The sequence below is a fragment of the Pseudomonas sp. JV245A genome (assembly GCF_032424515.1).
Classification (GTDB): domain Bacteria; phylum Pseudomonadota; class Gammaproteobacteria; order Pseudomonadales; family Pseudomonadaceae; genus Aquipseudomonas; species Aquipseudomonas protegens.
Window position 1 is genome coordinate 80,918 of sequence record NZ_VYKE01000006.1, and the last position, 14,449, is coordinate 95,366.

Genomic DNA, 14,449 nt, shown 5'->3' on the forward strand with positions numbered 1-14,449 from the left:
ACGCAGCCGGTCAGTCGGGGAGGCTGACCGGCCAGATTTGCGGCTGGGCACAGGTACAAAAAAACCTCCATGGGGAGGTTCTTTTGTGACTAGAGGTCAAAGTCGTAATCGGCCAACTGTTTTTGCAGGCGCCGTTCCTCGAGGAGATTGTCGATGGTCCGGCGCTTGCTCAGATTGGTTTTCGCCACTTCGACCACCGGTTCTGCGTCATCTGTTTCAGCTGCGACGAAATCGTCTTCTACGTCCAGTTGTTCTTTGCCAGTACTCATAAGGTCGACTCCAGGCTAGGACTGCCATTGGCGCTCCTTATATCGATATTCTCCTGGCGGGTAAAAAAGATTTTTTCAATCGATCTATCGGCAAAATCAATGCTTGCTCAATCGTCGGAAGTCTTTTGCTTGTATTCGCACAGGTCTTCGATTCGACAGCTGCCACAGCGTGGCTTGCGTGCCAGGCAAACGTAGCGGCCGTGGAGGATCAGCCAGTGATGGGAGTCCAGCAGAAACTCCTTGGGCACGAACTTCATGAGTTTCTTTTCGACTTCGACCACGTTCTTTCCCGGGGCCAGCCCGGTTCGGTTGCTGACCCGGAAGATATGGGTGTCCACCGCCATGGTCAGTTGCCGGAAAGCGGTGTTGAGGACCACGTTGGCGGTCTTGCGGCCCACCCCGGGCAGAGCCTCCAGCTCTTCCCGGGTCTGTGGCACTTCGCTGTTATGGCGTTCCACCAGCAGGCGGCAGGTCTCGATGACGTTCTTGGCCTTGCTGTTGTACAGGCCGATGGTCTTGATGTATTCGGACAGGCCTTCGACACCCAGGGCGTAGATTGCCGCTGGGGTATTGGCTACGGGGAAGAGCCTGGCAGTCGCCTTGTTGACTCCGACGTCGGTCGATTGCGCCGAGAGAATCACCGCAATCAGCAGCTCGAACGGCGAGGAATAGGCCAGCTCGGTTTTCGGTTCGGGGTTGTCTTCGTGTAGCCGGCGAAAGATTTCCAGGCGTTTGGCGGCATTCATGGGTGATTCATTTCCTCGAAGGCGGTCGGTTTAAGGTCCAGGGGCCGGCCCAGGCCCGTTTTGCGGCCAGCAGCGCACCCAGCAGGATAAAACCGCCGGGGGCGAGGGTCAGCAGGCGTAGCCCCCCATGTGGCAGCACGACCCAGCCGCTGCCTGCATCCGGCTGGCCGACAAGCCAGCCCAGATGGCTGCCCAGCGTACCAGCGCCCAGCAGCTCGCGCAGGGCACCCAGGCCGATCAGGGCCACACAGAAAGCGCCGGCCAGGCGCAGTCGGTTGCGGTGCTGGAAGAAACCCGCCTGTTCCAGTACCACGCATTGCAGGGGCAGCAGGCCCAGGTACAGGCTCAATTGCTGGTGCAGCTCATAACTCCAGGCCTGCAGCGCCAGCCACAGGCAACTGCCGAGGCTGGCGCTGAGCAGCAGGCTGGCCAGCCAGTGGTGGCGGGCCTCGATCGGCGGACGCAGCAAGCGCATGCCGGCGCCGTAGAGGCCGATCAGCAATACCCAGGCCAGGGCCAGGCCGATTGCCTTGACCCAGGAGTCCGTAGCCCCGATCAGGGGTGGCAGCATCAGCAGCCCCGGCAATGACAGCGGCTTATTCATGAGGCGTTCCAGGGAGCAGTTGTCCGCGGTGTTCGTCGAAGTAGCGCAAGGCATCATGCAAGGCACTGATCACCGCACGGGAAGTGATGGTGGCGCCGGCAATCTGATCGAACTGCCCGTTGTCCTTTTTCAAGGCCCAGCCGCTGTCGCCCGGATCATTGCGGGATTTTCCTGAAAACCCCTGGAGCCAGGCATTGGGCCAGCTGGCGATATGTGCTCCCAGCCCCGGAGTCTCATCCTGCCGGAGGGTCTTGCTGCCCAGCAGGCGCCCCTGGGGGTCGATAGCAATCAGCAACTCGATGGGGCCGGCGTAGCCTGTGACCTGGCTGCGCAGCAGCACGGCGCTGGGCTGGCCATTGCGGGTGGCCAGGTAGCCATCGAGCAGGCGACTGTTGCTCAGTTGCCCATCGGCCAAGGGCAATGGCTGGTCCAGGGGCTGGTTGTCATAGCTGCCGGCGGGCAGCACATCCAACAGCTTGCGTGCCTGCAAGGCCCGTTGTTCGGCTTCTATGCGTGGAGTGGTGGCATATTGCAGCAACAGGGTGGCACCGATGCCCAGGGAGCCGAGCAGCATCAGCAGCAACAGGCTGCTAGCCCCTTTCATGAGGGGCGCTCCAGCGGTTTTTCGGAGCTCAGGCGCTCCAGGGCCGGTACCGCCAGGTTCATCAGCAGCACGGCGAATGCGAGCCCGTCGGGGTAGCCACCCCAGGTGCGGATCAGGTAGGTGAGCAGGCCAACGCCAACGCCAAACAGCAGGCGGGCCTTGGCGGCCTTGGGGCCGGACACCGGCTCGGTGACGATAAAGAACGCACCGAGCATGCTGGCGCCGCTGAGCAGGTGGAACAGCGGCGAACCGTGGGAGTCGGAGCCGCTGCCGTTCCAGCACAGCAGGCTGATCAGCAGCAGGCTGCCAAGCATGCCCACGGGCGCCTGCCAGCCGATGACCCGCTGTTGCAGCAGAAACAGGCCGCCAGCCAGAAATCCAAGGTTGACCCATTCGGTGCCACGGCCGCCGAAGTGACCGAAGGCGGGGTTGCCGGCAAAGAGTTCATCGACGGTCAGGCTCTTGTTGATCCGCAGGCTGTCCAGCGCCGTGGCCTGGGCCCAGGCGTCCGGGGGCGGGTTGCCTCCCAGGCCGAATACCTGTTGCAGCCCGCCGAGCAGATCCAGGGCATGGGGCGCGGGCCAGTGAGTCATGGATTGCGGGAAGCACAGCAGGGCCAGCGCATAGCCCAGCATGGCCGGGTTGAAGGGGTTCTGGCCGACACCGCCGTATACCTGCTTGCCCAAGAGCACGGCGCTGGCGGCAGCGCTCAGCGGCAGCCACCAGGGGCAATAGGGTGGCAGGGCCAGGGCCAGCAAGGTGGCACTGACCAACGCGCTGCCATCGCCGAGGGCAGGTTGCAGGGGACGCCGCCGCAGGAACAGCACCAAGGCTTCCATGGCCAGGGCCCCACTGGCTGCCAGCAGTAGATTCAGCAGCGGCCCCCAGGCATACAACCACAGCAGTACCAGCAGCCCCGGCAGCGTGGCCAGCAGCACGCGCTGCATGGCCTGGCGCAGGCGCGGATCGACTGTTTCAGGGCACGTCATGGGCGTTTACCTGGCGCTCGGCTTCGCTCAGGCGGGCTTGGGCCTGGGCCAGTTGTTCGCTGCTGGTATCGGTCTGGCGTTGCAGTTTGCTCAGTTCGGCTCGGGCGTAGGCCAGTTCGGTCTTCAGTTGTCGCAGTTGTGGGGCGATCGGGCGTTTCTCGATCCGCTCCAGTACTGGTGCCGGTTTGCCACTGGCGTCTTCCGCGGCGTGCAGCGCCTGTTCGGCCGCCGCCAGGGCCGCGGCCAGGGTTTGCAGTTCGGCTTCGGGGGCTGCTGCGGCCTGGGCCTTTTTCAGTTCGGCGCGGCGCATCGCCAACTGGATCTTGGCTCGCTTGAGGTCGGCATCCCGGGCCACCGGCGCGGGCGGTGGAGGCGCCTGGGCTTCCAGTTGGGCCAGTGCCTGCTCCGCCACTTCGAACTGGCGCTGCAGGACGACCAACTGCGATTGCTGCTCGAAGGTCGGCGGATGACCGAAGGCCTTGAGGGATTTGTGCAATTGGGCGCGACTCATGGCCAGCTCGATCTTGGCCTTTTTCAAGGCGGCATCGGCCGCCGCGGCTTTCTGCGCGCGGACCCGCTCGATAGCCGACTGAACCGGGTCTTGGCTGGCGTCGCTGGCCTGGGTGGCGCGCTGGGCCCTGGCCTGACGTTCGGCCAGGCGTCGGGCCTCTTCGCGCTGCAAGCGATCATTGCGCTGCTCGAAGCGGCGCCGGGCGTGATCGCGTTTGGCGGCGCGAGCCTGCAACTGCTCGGGGCTGCTGGCCAGGCCGCCGACAATGGGCAGCACTCGGGCCATGGGCAACGGCAGCATGTCGATGCAATCCACCGGGCAGGGCGCCACACAGAGGTCGCAGCCGGTGCATTCGTCGATCAATACGCTGTGCATGAGCTTCGCCGCGCCGACGATGGCGTCCACCGGGCAGGCCTGGATGCACTTGGTGCAGCCGATGCATTCGGCTTCGCGGATATGGGCGATCTGCGCCGGGGCTTCGCCACGGCTGTGGTCCAGTTCTACCACCGGCAGCTGGAGCAGTTGTGCCAGGCCGGCGATGGTTTCCTGGCCCCCTGGCGGACACTTGTTGATGGCCTCGCCACTGGCGATGCCCTGGGCGTAGGGTTTGCATCCGGCGTGGCCGCACTTGCCGCATTGGGTCTGGGGCAGAAGGGCGTCGATGCGTTGAATCAGACTCATGTCTTGAGCAGTCCGTTGAAGCCGAAAAACGCCACTGCCAGCAGGCCGGCGCTGATCAGGTCGATCGGCAGGCCTTGCCAGGGCAGGGGAATATCGTTGGTGGAAATACGCTGGCGCAGGTCATTGAACAGGCTCAGTACCAACCAGAAGCCCAGCCCGGCACCCAGGCTCATGGCGCCGAGGGTCGCCAGCCCGAGGTTTTCCCCGCTGGCGATCAACAGCAGGCCGAGCATCCCGGCATTGGCCAGCAACAAGGGCCAGAGGCCATCGAATGGCAAACCGGGCAGGGCCCGGGGCAGCCAGTGTAGCGCCGGTCTGATCAGCAGCACACTCAGGGACAACCAGGCAAACAGCTGCAAGGACTGCAGCCCCCAGGGCACCAGCACGCCACGATAGAGGACATGGCCGAGTACGCAACTGACCAGCATCAAGACCGTCGTTGCCAGGCCCAGCGCATGGATCCGAAGCCGAGCGCTATCGGCTGGGGCCTGCAGCAGCGGGTCGACGCCCAGCGGCCACTGCAACACGAAGTTGTTGATCAGGGCAGTGCTGACAAGGGCGAGGAGGAAGTCGGTCATGGTCGGGGCCGGTACGGGCAGGCTGTCCTTCAAGAGTAGGCAAACTCCAGCGTCGGCGCAGGGCCAGCCAGATATGCAAATCCCCCCGTTGCGCCGGGCGCAACGGGGGGATGGGGTCCAGCCTGCAGCCTTACTTGATCCGCTGGCCGGGCTTGGCGCCGCTGTCCGGGCTCAGCAGGTAGATTTCTTCACCGCCAGGGCCGGCAGCCATCACCATGCCTTCGGAGATGCCGAACTTCATTTTCCGTGGCTTGAGGTTGGCGATCATCATGGTCAGGCGGCCATCGAGCTTGGACGGATCAGGGTAGGCGCTCTTGATGCCGGAGAACACGTTGCGCTGTTCGTCGCCGATATCCAGGGTCAGGCGCAGCAGCTTGTCGGCACCTTCCACGGCTTCGGCCTTGACGATCAGGGCGACACGCAGGTCGATGGCGGCAAAGGCATCGAAGTCGATTTCCGCGGACAGCGGGTCCTTCACTAGTTCACCGTTGCCTTTAGGGCCACCGGTGTCGGTCTGGCTGGCGGCCAGGTCTTCCTTGGAGGCATCGGTCATGGCTTGCACTTTTACCGGGTCGATCCGCGTCATCAGCGGCTTGAATTCGTTGAGCTGATGGTTGGCCAGCAGTTGCTGGTGGTCGTTCCAGGTCAGCGGGGCCACGTTGAGGAAGGCCTCGGCATCGGCAGCCAGCAGTGGCAGCACCGGTTTGAGGAAGATCACCAACTGGCGGAACAGGTTGATGCCAGTGGCGCAGATGGCCTGGACTTCATCTTGCTTGCCTTCCTGCTTGTTCAGCGACCATGGGGCCTTGTCGGCGATCCAGGCGTTGGCGCGGTCGGCCAGGCCCATGATCTCGCGCATGGCCCGGGCGAAGTCACGGGCTTCATAGGCGTCGGCGATGCTTGGCGCCGCGGCCAGGAAAGCCTCGGTCAGTTCGGGGGCGGCATTGCTGTCCACCATCACCCCGGCATTGCCCTTGTGGATGAAGCCGGCGCAACGGCTGGCGATGTTCACCACCTTGCCCACCAGGTCGGAGTTGACCTTCTGCACGAAGTCTTCGAGGTTCAGGTCCAGGTCGTCGACACCACGGCCCAGCTTGGACGCGTAGTAGTAGCGCAGGTATTCCGGCGACAGGTGCTCCAGGTAGGTGCGGGCCTTGATGAAGGTGCCACGGGACTTGGACATCTTCTGGCCATTGACCGTCAGGTAGCCGTGGACGTTGATGCCGGTCGGCTTGCGATAGCCGGCGCCTTCGAGCATGGCGGGCCAGAACAGGGCGTGGAAGTTGACGATGTCCTTGCCGATGAAGTGATACAGCTCGGCGGTGGAGTCCTTGCCCCAGAAGGCGTCGAAATCCAGTTCCGGACGACGGCTGCAGAGGTTCTTGAAGCTGGCCATGTAGCCGATCGGCGCGTCCAGCCACACATAGAAGTACTTGCCCGGCTCATCCGGGATCTCGAAGCCGAAGTACGGTGCATCGCGGGAGATGTCCCACTGCTGCAGGCCGGCGTCCAGCCACTCGGCGATCTTGTTGGCCACGGCGTCCTGCAGGGTGCCGCTGCGGGTCCAGCTCTGCAGCATCTGCTGGAAGTCCGGCAGCTTGAAGAAGAAGTGCTGGGAGTCCTTGAGCACCGGAGTGGCGCCGGAGATCGCCGACTTAGGATCCTTCAGGTCGGTCGGGGCATAGGTGGCACCGCATTTTTCGCAGTTGTCGCCGTACTGGTCCTCGGTGCCGCATTTCGGGCAGGTGCCCTTGATGAAGCGGTCGGCCAGGAACATTTTCTTTTCCGGGTCGAAATACTGGGTGATGGAGCGCGTGGCGATGTGCCCGGCGTCCCGCAGCTTGAGGTAGATCTGGCTCGACAGCTCACGGTTTTCTTCAGCGTGAGTGGAGTGGAAGTTGTCGAAATCCACCAGGAACTCGGCAAAGTCGGCGCAGTGTTCAGCCTGCACGTTGGCGATCAACTGCTCCGGGGTGATGCCTTCCTTCTCCGCGCGCAACATGATGGCCGAGCCGTGTGCGTCGTCCGCGCAGACATAGATGCATTGGTTGCCGCGTAGCTTCTGGAAGCGCACCCACATGTCGGTCTGGATGTACTCAAGCATGTGGCCAAGGTGGATGGAACCATTGGCATAGGGCAGGGCGCTGGTGACGAGGATCTTGCGTGGCTCGGACATGGGGCTCGGCTACTTGATGAAACGGAGGTCGGCCACTATAAAGCGCCGGAGCGGAATTTTCACCCTTCCAGGCACATTGTGCGCAGCAAGCTTTCTCGCCACGAAGGAGTCGGCGGCGTAGGATAGCCGGCTGATTTTCCTGTCTTGTTATCGGAGTTGCCCATGAGCGCCGTCAATCGCGCAGCGGTGGAAGCCGTCCTTCGTCAATACACCGACCCTTACCTGAACCAGGACCCGGTCAGCGCCGGCTGCGTGCGGGACATCGAGGTCCAGGGCGACCGGGTCACGGTCCGCATGGAACTGGGTTATGCCGCCGGCCTGTTCAAGAGTGGCTGGGCGCAGATGCTGCAACTGGCCATCGAGGGCCTGGACGGCGTGAGCTCGGCCAAGGTCGAGATCAGCAGCGTCATTGCCGCGCACAAGGCCCAGGCGCAGATCCCGGGCCTGGCCAACGTCAAGAACGTGGTGGCGGTGGCTTCCGGCAAGGGCGGTGTGGGCAAGTCCACCACCGCGGCCAACCTGGCCCTGGCCCTGGCCCGCGAAGGCGCCAAGGTGGGGATTCTCGACGCCGATATCTATGGTCCGAGCCAGGGCATCATGTTCGGCATCGCCGAAGGCACCCGTCCGAAGATCAAGGACCAGAAGTGGTTCGTGCCGATCGAGTCCCACGGCGTGGAGGTCATGTCCATGGCCTTCCTCACCGATGACAACACGCCGATGGTCTGGCGCGGTCCTATGGTCTCCGGGGCCTTGCTGCAACTGGTGACCCAGACCGACTGGGGCAACCTGGACTACCTGGTGATCGACATGCCGCCAGGCACCGGCGACATCCAGCTGACCCTGGCGCAGAAAGTCCCGGTGGCCGGTGCGGTGATCGTCACCACGCCCCAGGACCTGGCTCTGCTGGATGCGCGCAAGGGCGTGGAGATGTTCCGCAAGGTCAATATCCCGGTGCTGGGTGTGGTGGAGAACATGGCGGTGCACATCTGCTCCAACTGTGGCCATGCCGAGCACCTGTTTGGCGAAGGCGGCGGCGAGAAGCTGGCCAGCCAGTACGACGTCGAGCTGCTGGCCTCGCTACCGTTGTCGATGCTGATCCGCGAGCAGGCCGACGGCGGCAAGCCGACGGTGATCGCCGAGCCGGAAAGCCAGATCGCCATGGTCTACCAGGAGTTGGCGCGGCATGTGGGCGCGCGCATTGTCTTGCAAGAAGCGGCCGCTCCGGCGATGCCCAATATCACCATCAGCGACGACTGAAGCCCTAGGCGGGTGTGTCATGTAGGAGCCGGCTTGCCGGCGAAGGCGTCCTCAAGATCGCTTTCGCCGGCAAGCCGGCTCCTACCGTTGCGACGGCAGGATCAGACCCGCAGGCCGCCGTCCATTTCCAGGATGCGCCCGGTGTAGTAGTCGTTCTCGAAGATATAGGCCGCCGAGTGGGCGATCTCTTCCGGCTTGCCCATGCGCTTGAGGGGAATACCGGCAGTCATCTTCTCCAGGGCCTCGGGTTTCATGCCCAGAGTCATCTCGGTTTCGATAAAGCCCGGGGCAATGCCCGCTACGCGGATGCCGTAACGCGCGAGCTCCTTGGCCCAGGTGACCGTGGCTGCCGCGACCCCGGCCTTGGCTGCGGAATAGTTGGTCTGGCCGATATTGCCGGCGCGGGAGATCGAAGAAATGTTGATGATCGCGCCGTTGTTTCCGAGCTCGATCATCTTCGCCGCCACTTCCCGGGTACAGAGGAAGACCCCGGTCAGGTTGACGTCGATCACCGCCTGCCACTGGGCCAGGCTCATCTTGGTCATCTGGCCGTCCTTGACCTTGACCAGCAGGCCGTCGCGCAGGATCCCGGCGTTGTTGATCAGGCCGTGGATGGCGCCAAAGTCCTCGGCCACCTGGGCCACCATGTGGTTCACCTGCTCTTCATCGGCGACGTTGCACAGATAGGCACGGGCTTCGACGCAGCGGGTCTTGCACGCCGCGACAGCCTGGTCGAGCTTTTCCTGGTTCAGATCGACCAACGCCAGGCGCGCGCCCCTGGCTGCGAAATACTCGGCCATGGAGCGGCCCAGACCTTGGCAACCGCCGGTGATAATGATTACTTTGTCAGTGAGTTGCATTCGCATGTCCCGCTAGCTGGTCTTGAGGGGAGTCCTTTTCGGGAACCCTCGCTCGGCTGCCGGACCTGGCTGCAGATGAGAATTGCCCTGTTGGCGTAGCTGGAACAATGCTCCAGGCGCCCGTCCGTTTTCGACGGATTCTACATAAGGAGTCATAAAGTGAGCGTTGAAGCTGCCAAGAATGCACGAGAACTGCTGCTCAAGGAATATCGTGGGGTGCTGTCCACTCACTCCAAGGCCATGCCGGGATTTCCCTTCGGGTCCGTGGTGCCCTATTGCCTGGACGCCGAGGGCCGGCCGCTGATCCTGATCAGCCGTATCGCCCAGCACACCCACAACCTGCAGAAGGATCCCAAGTGCTCGCTGCTGGTGGGTGAGCGCGATGCCGATGACGTGCAGGCAGTCGGTCGCCTGACCTACCTGGCCGAGGCTGAGAAGCTCGAGGACGAGGCCGCCATCGAAGCCGCAGCCGAGCGTTACTACCGTTACTTTCCCGAGTCGCAGAACTACCACAAGGCCCATGACTTCGATTTCTGGGTGCTCAAGCCGGTACGCCACCGCTACATCGGCGGCTTCGGGGCGATCCACTGGGTCGACCAACTGACCCTGGCCAACCCCTTCGCCGGAAAGGCCGAACTGAGCATGGTGGAACACATGAACAGCGACCATGCCAAGGCCATTGCCCACTATGTCCAGTTGACCGGGTTGCCGGACAACGCGCCGGCGCAGATGGCCGGGATCGATACCGAAGGCATGCACCTGCGCATCGGCCAGGCGTTGTATTGGCTGCCCTTCCAGGCGCCTTGCAATACGCCGACACAAGTACGCGAGGCCCTGGTTTTCCTGGCCCGAGCTGATCAATGGCCGAAAAATCCGCCCCTGGGTGCTTGAATTCACGAATTGGCGACGTCATTTACGGTCTACTGGAAGGCATTCTTCCGCAGAGGAAACCATTTGATGCGCCCTTTTCTGTTGCTCTTTTTACTTTTCCCGGTGCTCGAGCTGTTCGTCTTCGTCAAGGTCAGCGCGGCCATCGGGTTTTTCCCGGCGCTGCTGCTGATCATTCTCGGTTCGATGCTCGGTGTGCTGGTGTTGCGCGTGGCCGGTCTGGCCACGGCACTGCGTGCCCGTGAAAGCCTCAATCGCGGTGAGCTGCCGGCCCAGCAAATGCTCGAGGGCCTGATGCTGGCCCTGGGTGGTGGTTTGCTGATCCTGCCGGGTTTCATCAGCGATGTGTTCGGCCTGCTGATGCTGTTGCCGATCAGCCGTCGCCTGCTGGCCAATAAAATGCGCCAGCGTGCCGAGGAGCAGGCCCTGCGCCAGCGCGCCTTTGCCGACGACATGCGTGCCGCCCGTGGCGGCCCTGCGCCCCAGCAGCCGCTGGGCCGCGAGCCCAACGTGATCGAAGGCGAATTCGAGCACCGCGACTCCTGAGTCAGAAGCTCACGTCTCACGGCACCTTCGGGTGCCGTGTTCGTTTTGGCGCCAGCGATGTAAAAAATTTCATCGGCCAGCCCTTGTAATAACCTTATGCGCCCTTATGTAACGGTCACCGCAAGGTTTCTGGTGCTGACACCAGACAGACTTCCGCGGCTCGCTTGTCGAGCCGCACCCGGCAAAGCCGGATTTGCTAACCCGCCGGTATCGACACCGGCCGTTGAAAACCACAATTAGGAGAGATCGACAATGAAGCTTCGTCCTCTGCATGACCGCGTCGTCATCCGTCGCAGCGAAGAAGAATCGAAAACTGCCGGCGGTATCGTTCTGCCTGGTTCGGCTGCTGAAAAACCTAACCGTGGCGAAATCGTCGCTGTAGGTACCGGCCGTGTGCTGGACAACGGTGAAGTACGTGCGCTGGCCGTGAAAGTGGGTGACAAAGTGGTGTTTGGCCCGTACTCCGGCAGCAACACCGTGAAAGTCGATGGCGAAGATCTGCTGGTAATGGCCGAGAACGAGATTCTCGCTGTTATCGAAGGCTGATTTCCCGCGTATTTTCCCGCTACTACACAGTATTTAAGGAATATCGATCATGGCTGCTAAAGAAGTTAAATTCGGCGATTCCGCCCGCAAGAAAATGCTCACTGGTGTCAACGTTCTGGCTGACGCAGTAAAAGCGACCCTGGGCCCGAAAGGCCGTAACGTGATCATCGAGAAGAGCTTCGGCGCTCCGACCATCACCAAGGACGGCGTTTCCGTTGCCAAAGAAATCGAGCTGAAAGATCGCTTCGAAAACATGGGCGCGCAGCTGGTCAAAGACGTTGCCTCCCGTGCCAACGATGACGCTGGCGACGGCACCACCACCGCTACCGTTCTGGCTCAGTCGATCGTCAACGAAGGCCTGAAAGCCGTCGCTGCCGGCATGAACCCGATGGACCTGAAACGCGGTATCGACAAGGCGACCATCGCCATCGTCAAAGAACTGAAGGGTCTGTCCAAGCCATGCGCTGACTCCAAGGCCATCGCTCAGGTCGGCACCATCTCCGCCAACTCCGACAACTCCATCGGCGACATCATTGCCGAAGCGATGGAAAAAGTCGGTAAAGAAGGCGTGATCACCGTTGAAGAAGGCTCGGGCCTGGAAAACGAACTGTCTGTCGTAGAAGGCATGCAATTCGACCGCGGCTACCTGTCCCCTTACTTCATCAACAAGCCGGACACCATGGTCGCCGAACTCGACGGCCCGCTGATCCTGCTGGTGGACAAGAAGATCTCCAACATCCGCGAAATGCTGCCAGTGCTGGAAGCCGTTGCCAAAGCCGGCCGCCCACTGCTGATCGTGGCTGAAGACGTTGAAGGCGAAGCCCTGGCGACTCTGGTTGTGAACAACATGCGTGGCATCGTCAAAGTCGCTGCCGTCAAGGCACCTGGCTTCGGCGACCGTCGCAAGGCCATGCTGCAGGACATCGCCGTTCTGACCGGCGGTACCGTCATCTCCGAAGAGATCGGCCTGAGCCTGGAAAGCACCACCCTGGAGCACCTGGGTAACGCCAAGCGCGTGATCCTGTCCAAAGAAAACACCACCATCATCGACGGTGCTGGCGTTGAAGCGGACATCCAGGCTCGTGTGACTCAGATCCGTCAACAAGTCGCCGACACTTCGTCCGACTACGACCGTGAAAAACTGCAAGAGCGTCTGGCCAAGCTGTCCGGCGGCGTTGCAGTGATCAAGGTTGGCGCTGGTTCCGAAGTTGAAATGAAAGAGAAGAAGGCCCGCGTTGAAGACGCCCTGCACGCTACCCGTGCAGCCGTTGAAGAAGGCGTGGTACCTGGCGGTGGCGTAGCCCTGATCCGTGCTCTGCAAGGCATCAACGACCTGAAAGGCGACAACGCCGACCAGGACGTGGGTATCGCTGTACTGCGTCGCGCTATCGAAGCTCCACTGCGCCAGATCGTTGCCAACTCCGGTGACGAGCCAAGCGTTGTCGTGGACAAGGTCAAGCAGGGTGCCGGCAACTTCGGCTACAACGCTGCTACCAGCGAATACGGCGACATGATCGAAATGGGCATCCTGGATCCAACCAAGGTAACCCGTTCCGCGCTGCAAGCAGCTTCGTCCATCGGCGGTCTGATCCTGACCACCGAAGCCGCTGTTGCTGAAATCGTGGAAGACAAGCCTGCAGCTGGCGGCATGCCAGACATGGGTGGCATGGGTGGCATGGGCGGCATGATGTAAGCCAGCCTTACCCCTGTACTGAAAAAGCCCCGCCGGTGAAAGCCGGCGGGGCTTTTTTATGCCCCGGATATGGGGGGCGCCTGGATCTTCGCGGGCAAGCCTGCTCCACTTCTGTAGGAGCGGGCTTGCCCGCGAACGACTTCAGCGCTGGCTCAGTTCATCCGCCGCTGCCTTGGGCGCCTTCCAGCCCAGCAATTGCTGCTTGAAGCCATAACTGGCGCTCTGGTAGTAGCTGATGCCGCGCTGGATCAACGGATCGCTGTCCGGTACCCGGGATTCCTGGCTGGCGCCCAGGGCCTGGTCATGCCGGCGCAACCCCTGGCGCGGGCTGAGAATCGCCAGGTCCTGGCCGTCGAACAGGCCCAGGTGCTGATAGTTGCCCACCAGCACCCGGGGAGGCAGAGGGTTGTCCTGCAGCAGGTTGCGTCCGAAGAAAGTCGACTCGTAGTCCAGGTTCAACAGGCCCAGCAGGGTTGGCGCCAGGTCGATCTGGCTGGCCAACTGTGCATTTTCCCGCGCCGGAATCAGCTTGGGCGCATAGATGAACAACGGAATCTGATAGTTGCTGATGGGCAGGTCTTCCTTGCCCGCGCTGCCTGCGGTGTGGTCGGCGACAAACACGAAAATGGTGTTGTCGAACCAGGGCTTCTGGCGGGCGGCCTTGAGGAACTCGCCAATGGCGTAGTCGGTGTATTTCACCGCGCCGTCCCGGCCCTTGCCGGACTTGATGTCGATCCGGCCATCGGGATAGGTGTAAGGGCGATGGTTGGAGGTGGTCATCAGTTGCAACAGGAAGGGCCGCTGCTGTGCGTAGTCGGCGTCTGCCAGCTTCAGGGTCTGGGTGTAAAGGTCTTCGTCGGCCATGCCCCAGGCGTTCTTGAAGTGGATCTCGGATTCCTCGACGCTGCTCTGGTCCACCACGCGGTAGCCGTTGCCGCTGAAGAAGGCATTCATGTTGTCGAAGTAACCTCGGCCGCCATAGACAAACACACTGTCGTAACCCACGGACCGCAGTTGCTGGCCAAGGCTGGCGAAACCACTTTCACGACCGATGCGCTTGACGATGGAGCGCCCTGGGGTGGGGGGAATCGCCAGAGTGATGGCTTCCAGGCCGCGGTCGGTGCGGGTGCCGGTGGCGTAGAAGTTGTTGAAGTACAGGCTCTGTGCGCGCAACGCATCCAGGTTCGGGGTCAGGTTGCGGTCGTCGCCGTTGCTGCCCATGTATTTGGCGCTGAAGCTCTCTATGGTCACCAGGACGATGTTGGGGGTGCGTGGGGCCCCCGGGTTGTCGATCGCGCGCCGGATATCCAGCGGGTCCTTGCCGATGAAGCGGGCATTGGGTTCATTCAGTTCGGCGCGCATCTGGCGGGCCACCACATCGGCGGGCAGGCTGCGATAGAACTGCTGGTAGTCCAGCTCGTTGTTACGAAAGGCGGCAAAGAACTGATAGGGGCCGTTGCTCGCCAGTTCGTTCTGATAGGCGTTGCCGCCCTGGCTGCGC

The 14,449-nt window shown here is 62.3% G+C and carries 15 protein-coding genes; 5 read left to right on the forward strand and 10 right to left on the reverse strand.

All coding sequences use genetic code 11. The features are described from left to right. Window positions 1–89: 89 nt before the first annotated feature. From F6S12_RS03385 to metG, 8 genes are all read right to left on the reverse strand, one after another. Window positions 90–269 carry a PA3496 family putative envelope integrity protein gene (locus F6S12_RS03385; protein ID WP_011063105.1) on the reverse strand — a complete coding sequence of 60 codons (180 nt, stop codon included), beginning with the start codon at window positions 267–269 and terminating at the stop codon, window positions 90–92. A gap of 107 nt (window positions 270–376) precedes the next feature. Then, complete coding sequence (gene nth, locus F6S12_RS03390) at window positions 377–1,015, reverse strand: endonuclease III (RefSeq protein ID WP_015636814.1); 639 nt, start codon at window positions 1,013–1,015, stop codon at window positions 377–379. Between the two features lie 7 nt (window positions 1,016–1,022). Further along, complete coding sequence (locus F6S12_RS03395; protein ID WP_053159923.1) at window positions 1,023–1,619, reverse strand: Rnf-Nqr domain containing protein; 597 nt, start codon at window positions 1,617–1,619, stop codon at window positions 1,023–1,025. Then, a complete protein-coding gene (locus F6S12_RS03400; protein WP_315868707.1) occupies window positions 1,612–2,223 on the reverse strand; it encodes an RnfABCDGE type electron transport complex subunit G in 612 nt (203 codons plus the stop codon). Before F6S12_RS03400 ends, F6S12_RS03395 begins: the two co-directional genes overlap by 8 nt. After that, the gene (locus F6S12_RS03405) at window positions 2,220–3,212 is read right to left on the reverse strand and encodes an RnfABCDGE type electron transport complex subunit D (protein WP_077934696.1); all 993 of its coding nucleotides are present in this window, start codon (window positions 3,210–3,212) and stop codon (window positions 2,220–2,222) included. Before F6S12_RS03405 ends, F6S12_RS03400 begins: the two co-directional genes overlap by 4 nt. Continuing rightward, complete coding sequence (locus F6S12_RS03410) at window positions 3,199–4,404, reverse strand: RnfABCDGE type electron transport complex subunit B (RefSeq protein ID WP_262211907.1); 1,206 nt, start codon at window positions 4,402–4,404, stop codon at window positions 3,199–3,201. The genes F6S12_RS03405 and F6S12_RS03410 overlap by 14 nt, the downstream gene beginning before the upstream one ends. Then, the gene (locus tag F6S12_RS03415) at window positions 4,401–4,982 is read right to left on the reverse strand and encodes an Rnf-Nqr domain containing protein (protein ID WP_072442943.1); all 582 of its coding nucleotides are present in this window, start codon (window positions 4,980–4,982) and stop codon (window positions 4,401–4,403) included. The genes F6S12_RS03410 and F6S12_RS03415 overlap by 4 nt, the downstream gene beginning before the upstream one ends. Window positions 4,983–5,112: 130 nt before the next feature. Further along, window positions 5,113–7,158 carry a methionine--tRNA ligase gene (metG, locus tag F6S12_RS03420; RefSeq protein ID WP_015636808.1) on the reverse strand — a complete coding sequence of 682 codons (2,046 nt, stop codon included), beginning with the start codon at window positions 7,156–7,158 and terminating at the stop codon, window positions 5,113–5,115. 162 nt (window positions 7,159–7,320) lie between these two features. Here metG and apbC point away from each other — a divergent pair, with 162 nt between their 5' ends. Further along, on the forward strand, window positions 7,321–8,415 hold the full coding sequence (apbC, locus tag F6S12_RS03425; protein WP_011063097.1) for an iron-sulfur cluster carrier protein ApbC: 1,095 nt from the start codon (window positions 7,321–7,323) through the stop codon (window positions 8,413–8,415). A 101-nt stretch (window positions 8,416–8,516) separates the two neighbouring features. Here apbC and F6S12_RS03430 read toward each other — a convergent pair whose 3' ends face one another. Next, window positions 8,517–9,275 carry an SDR family oxidoreductase gene (locus F6S12_RS03430; RefSeq protein ID WP_315868708.1) on the reverse strand — a complete coding sequence of 253 codons (759 nt, stop codon included), beginning with the start codon at window positions 9,273–9,275 and terminating at the stop codon, window positions 8,517–8,519. A 159-nt stretch (window positions 9,276–9,434) separates the two neighbouring features. On the opposite strand from F6S12_RS03430, the gene F6S12_RS03435 reads away from it, so the two are divergent. The 4 genes from F6S12_RS03435 (at window position 9,435) to groL (ending at window position 12,948) form a co-directional block, all read left to right on the forward strand. Next, complete coding sequence (locus F6S12_RS03435) at window positions 9,435–10,166, forward strand: HugZ family protein (RefSeq protein WP_015636806.1); 732 nt, start codon at window positions 9,435–9,437, stop codon at window positions 10,164–10,166. Between the two features lie 66 nt (window positions 10,167–10,232). Further along, the gene (locus F6S12_RS03440) at window positions 10,233–10,709 is read left to right on the forward strand and encodes an FxsA family protein (RefSeq protein ID WP_011063094.1); all 477 of its coding nucleotides are present in this window, start codon (window positions 10,233–10,235) and stop codon (window positions 10,707–10,709) included. A gap of 252 nt (window positions 10,710–10,961) precedes the next feature. After that, window positions 10,962–11,255 carry a co-chaperone GroES gene (locus F6S12_RS03445; RefSeq protein WP_011063093.1) on the forward strand — a complete coding sequence of 98 codons (294 nt, stop codon included), beginning with the start codon at window positions 10,962–10,964 and terminating at the stop codon, window positions 11,253–11,255. Window positions 11,256–11,304: 49 nt separating this feature from the next. Next, window positions 11,305–12,948, forward strand: coding sequence for a chaperonin GroEL (gene groL / locus F6S12_RS03450; protein ID WP_011063092.1), 1,644 nt, complete (start codon window positions 11,305–11,307; stop codon window positions 12,946–12,948). A gap of 141 nt (window positions 12,949–13,089) precedes the next feature. On the opposite strand, the gene F6S12_RS03455 is transcribed toward groL, so the two are convergent. Next, on the reverse strand, window positions 13,090–14,449 hold a 1,360-nt coding region (locus tag F6S12_RS03455; protein WP_315868709.1), incomplete at its 5' end, for an LTA synthase family protein.

What these genes read in the sequence shown, in the direction of transcription:
- F6S12_RS03385 (WP_011063105.1), bottom strand. Translation starts at nt 269, where the DNA reads ATGAGTACTGGCAAAGAACAACTGGACGTAGAAGACGATTTCGTCGCA.
- nth (WP_015636814.1), bottom strand. Translation starts at nt 1,015, where the DNA reads ATGAATGCCGCCAAACGCCTGGAAATCTTTCGCCGGCTACACGAAGAC.
- F6S12_RS03395 (WP_053159923.1), bottom strand. Translation starts at nt 1,619, where the DNA reads ATGAATAAGCCGCTGTCATTGCCGGGGCTGCTGATGCTGCCACCCCTG.
- F6S12_RS03400 (WP_315868707.1), bottom strand. Translation starts at nt 2,223, where the DNA reads ATGAAAGGGGCTAGCAGCCTGTTGCTGCTGATGCTGCTCGGCTCCCTG.
- F6S12_RS03405 (WP_077934696.1), bottom strand. Translation starts at nt 3,212, where the DNA reads ATGACGTGCCCTGAAACAGTCGATCCGCGCCTGCGCCAGGCCATGCAG.
- F6S12_RS03410 (WP_262211907.1), bottom strand. Translation starts at nt 4,404, where the DNA reads ATGAGTCTGATTCAACGCATCGACGCCCTTCTGCCCCAGACCCAATGC.
- F6S12_RS03415 (WP_072442943.1), bottom strand. Translation starts at nt 4,982, where the DNA reads ATGACCGACTTCCTCCTCGCCCTTGTCAGCACTGCCCTGATCAACAAC.
- metG (WP_015636808.1), bottom strand. Translation starts at nt 7,158, where the DNA reads ATGTCCGAGCCACGCAAGATCCTCGTCACCAGCGCCCTGCCCTATGCC.
- apbC (WP_011063097.1), top strand. Translation starts at nt 7,321, where the DNA reads ATGAGCGCCGTCAATCGCGCAGCGGTGGAAGCCGTCCTTCGTCAATAC.
- F6S12_RS03430 (WP_315868708.1), bottom strand. Translation starts at nt 9,275, where the DNA reads ATGCAACTCACTGACAAAGTAATCATTATCACCGGCGGTTGCCAAGGT.
- F6S12_RS03440 (WP_011063094.1), top strand. Translation starts at nt 10,233, where the DNA reads ATGCGCCCTTTTCTGTTGCTCTTTTTACTTTTCCCGGTGCTCGAGCTG.
- F6S12_RS03445 (WP_011063093.1), top strand. Translation starts at nt 10,962, where the DNA reads ATGAAGCTTCGTCCTCTGCATGACCGCGTCGTCATCCGTCGCAGCGAA.
- groL (WP_011063092.1), top strand. Translation starts at nt 11,305, where the DNA reads ATGGCTGCTAAAGAAGTTAAATTCGGCGATTCCGCCCGCAAGAAAATG.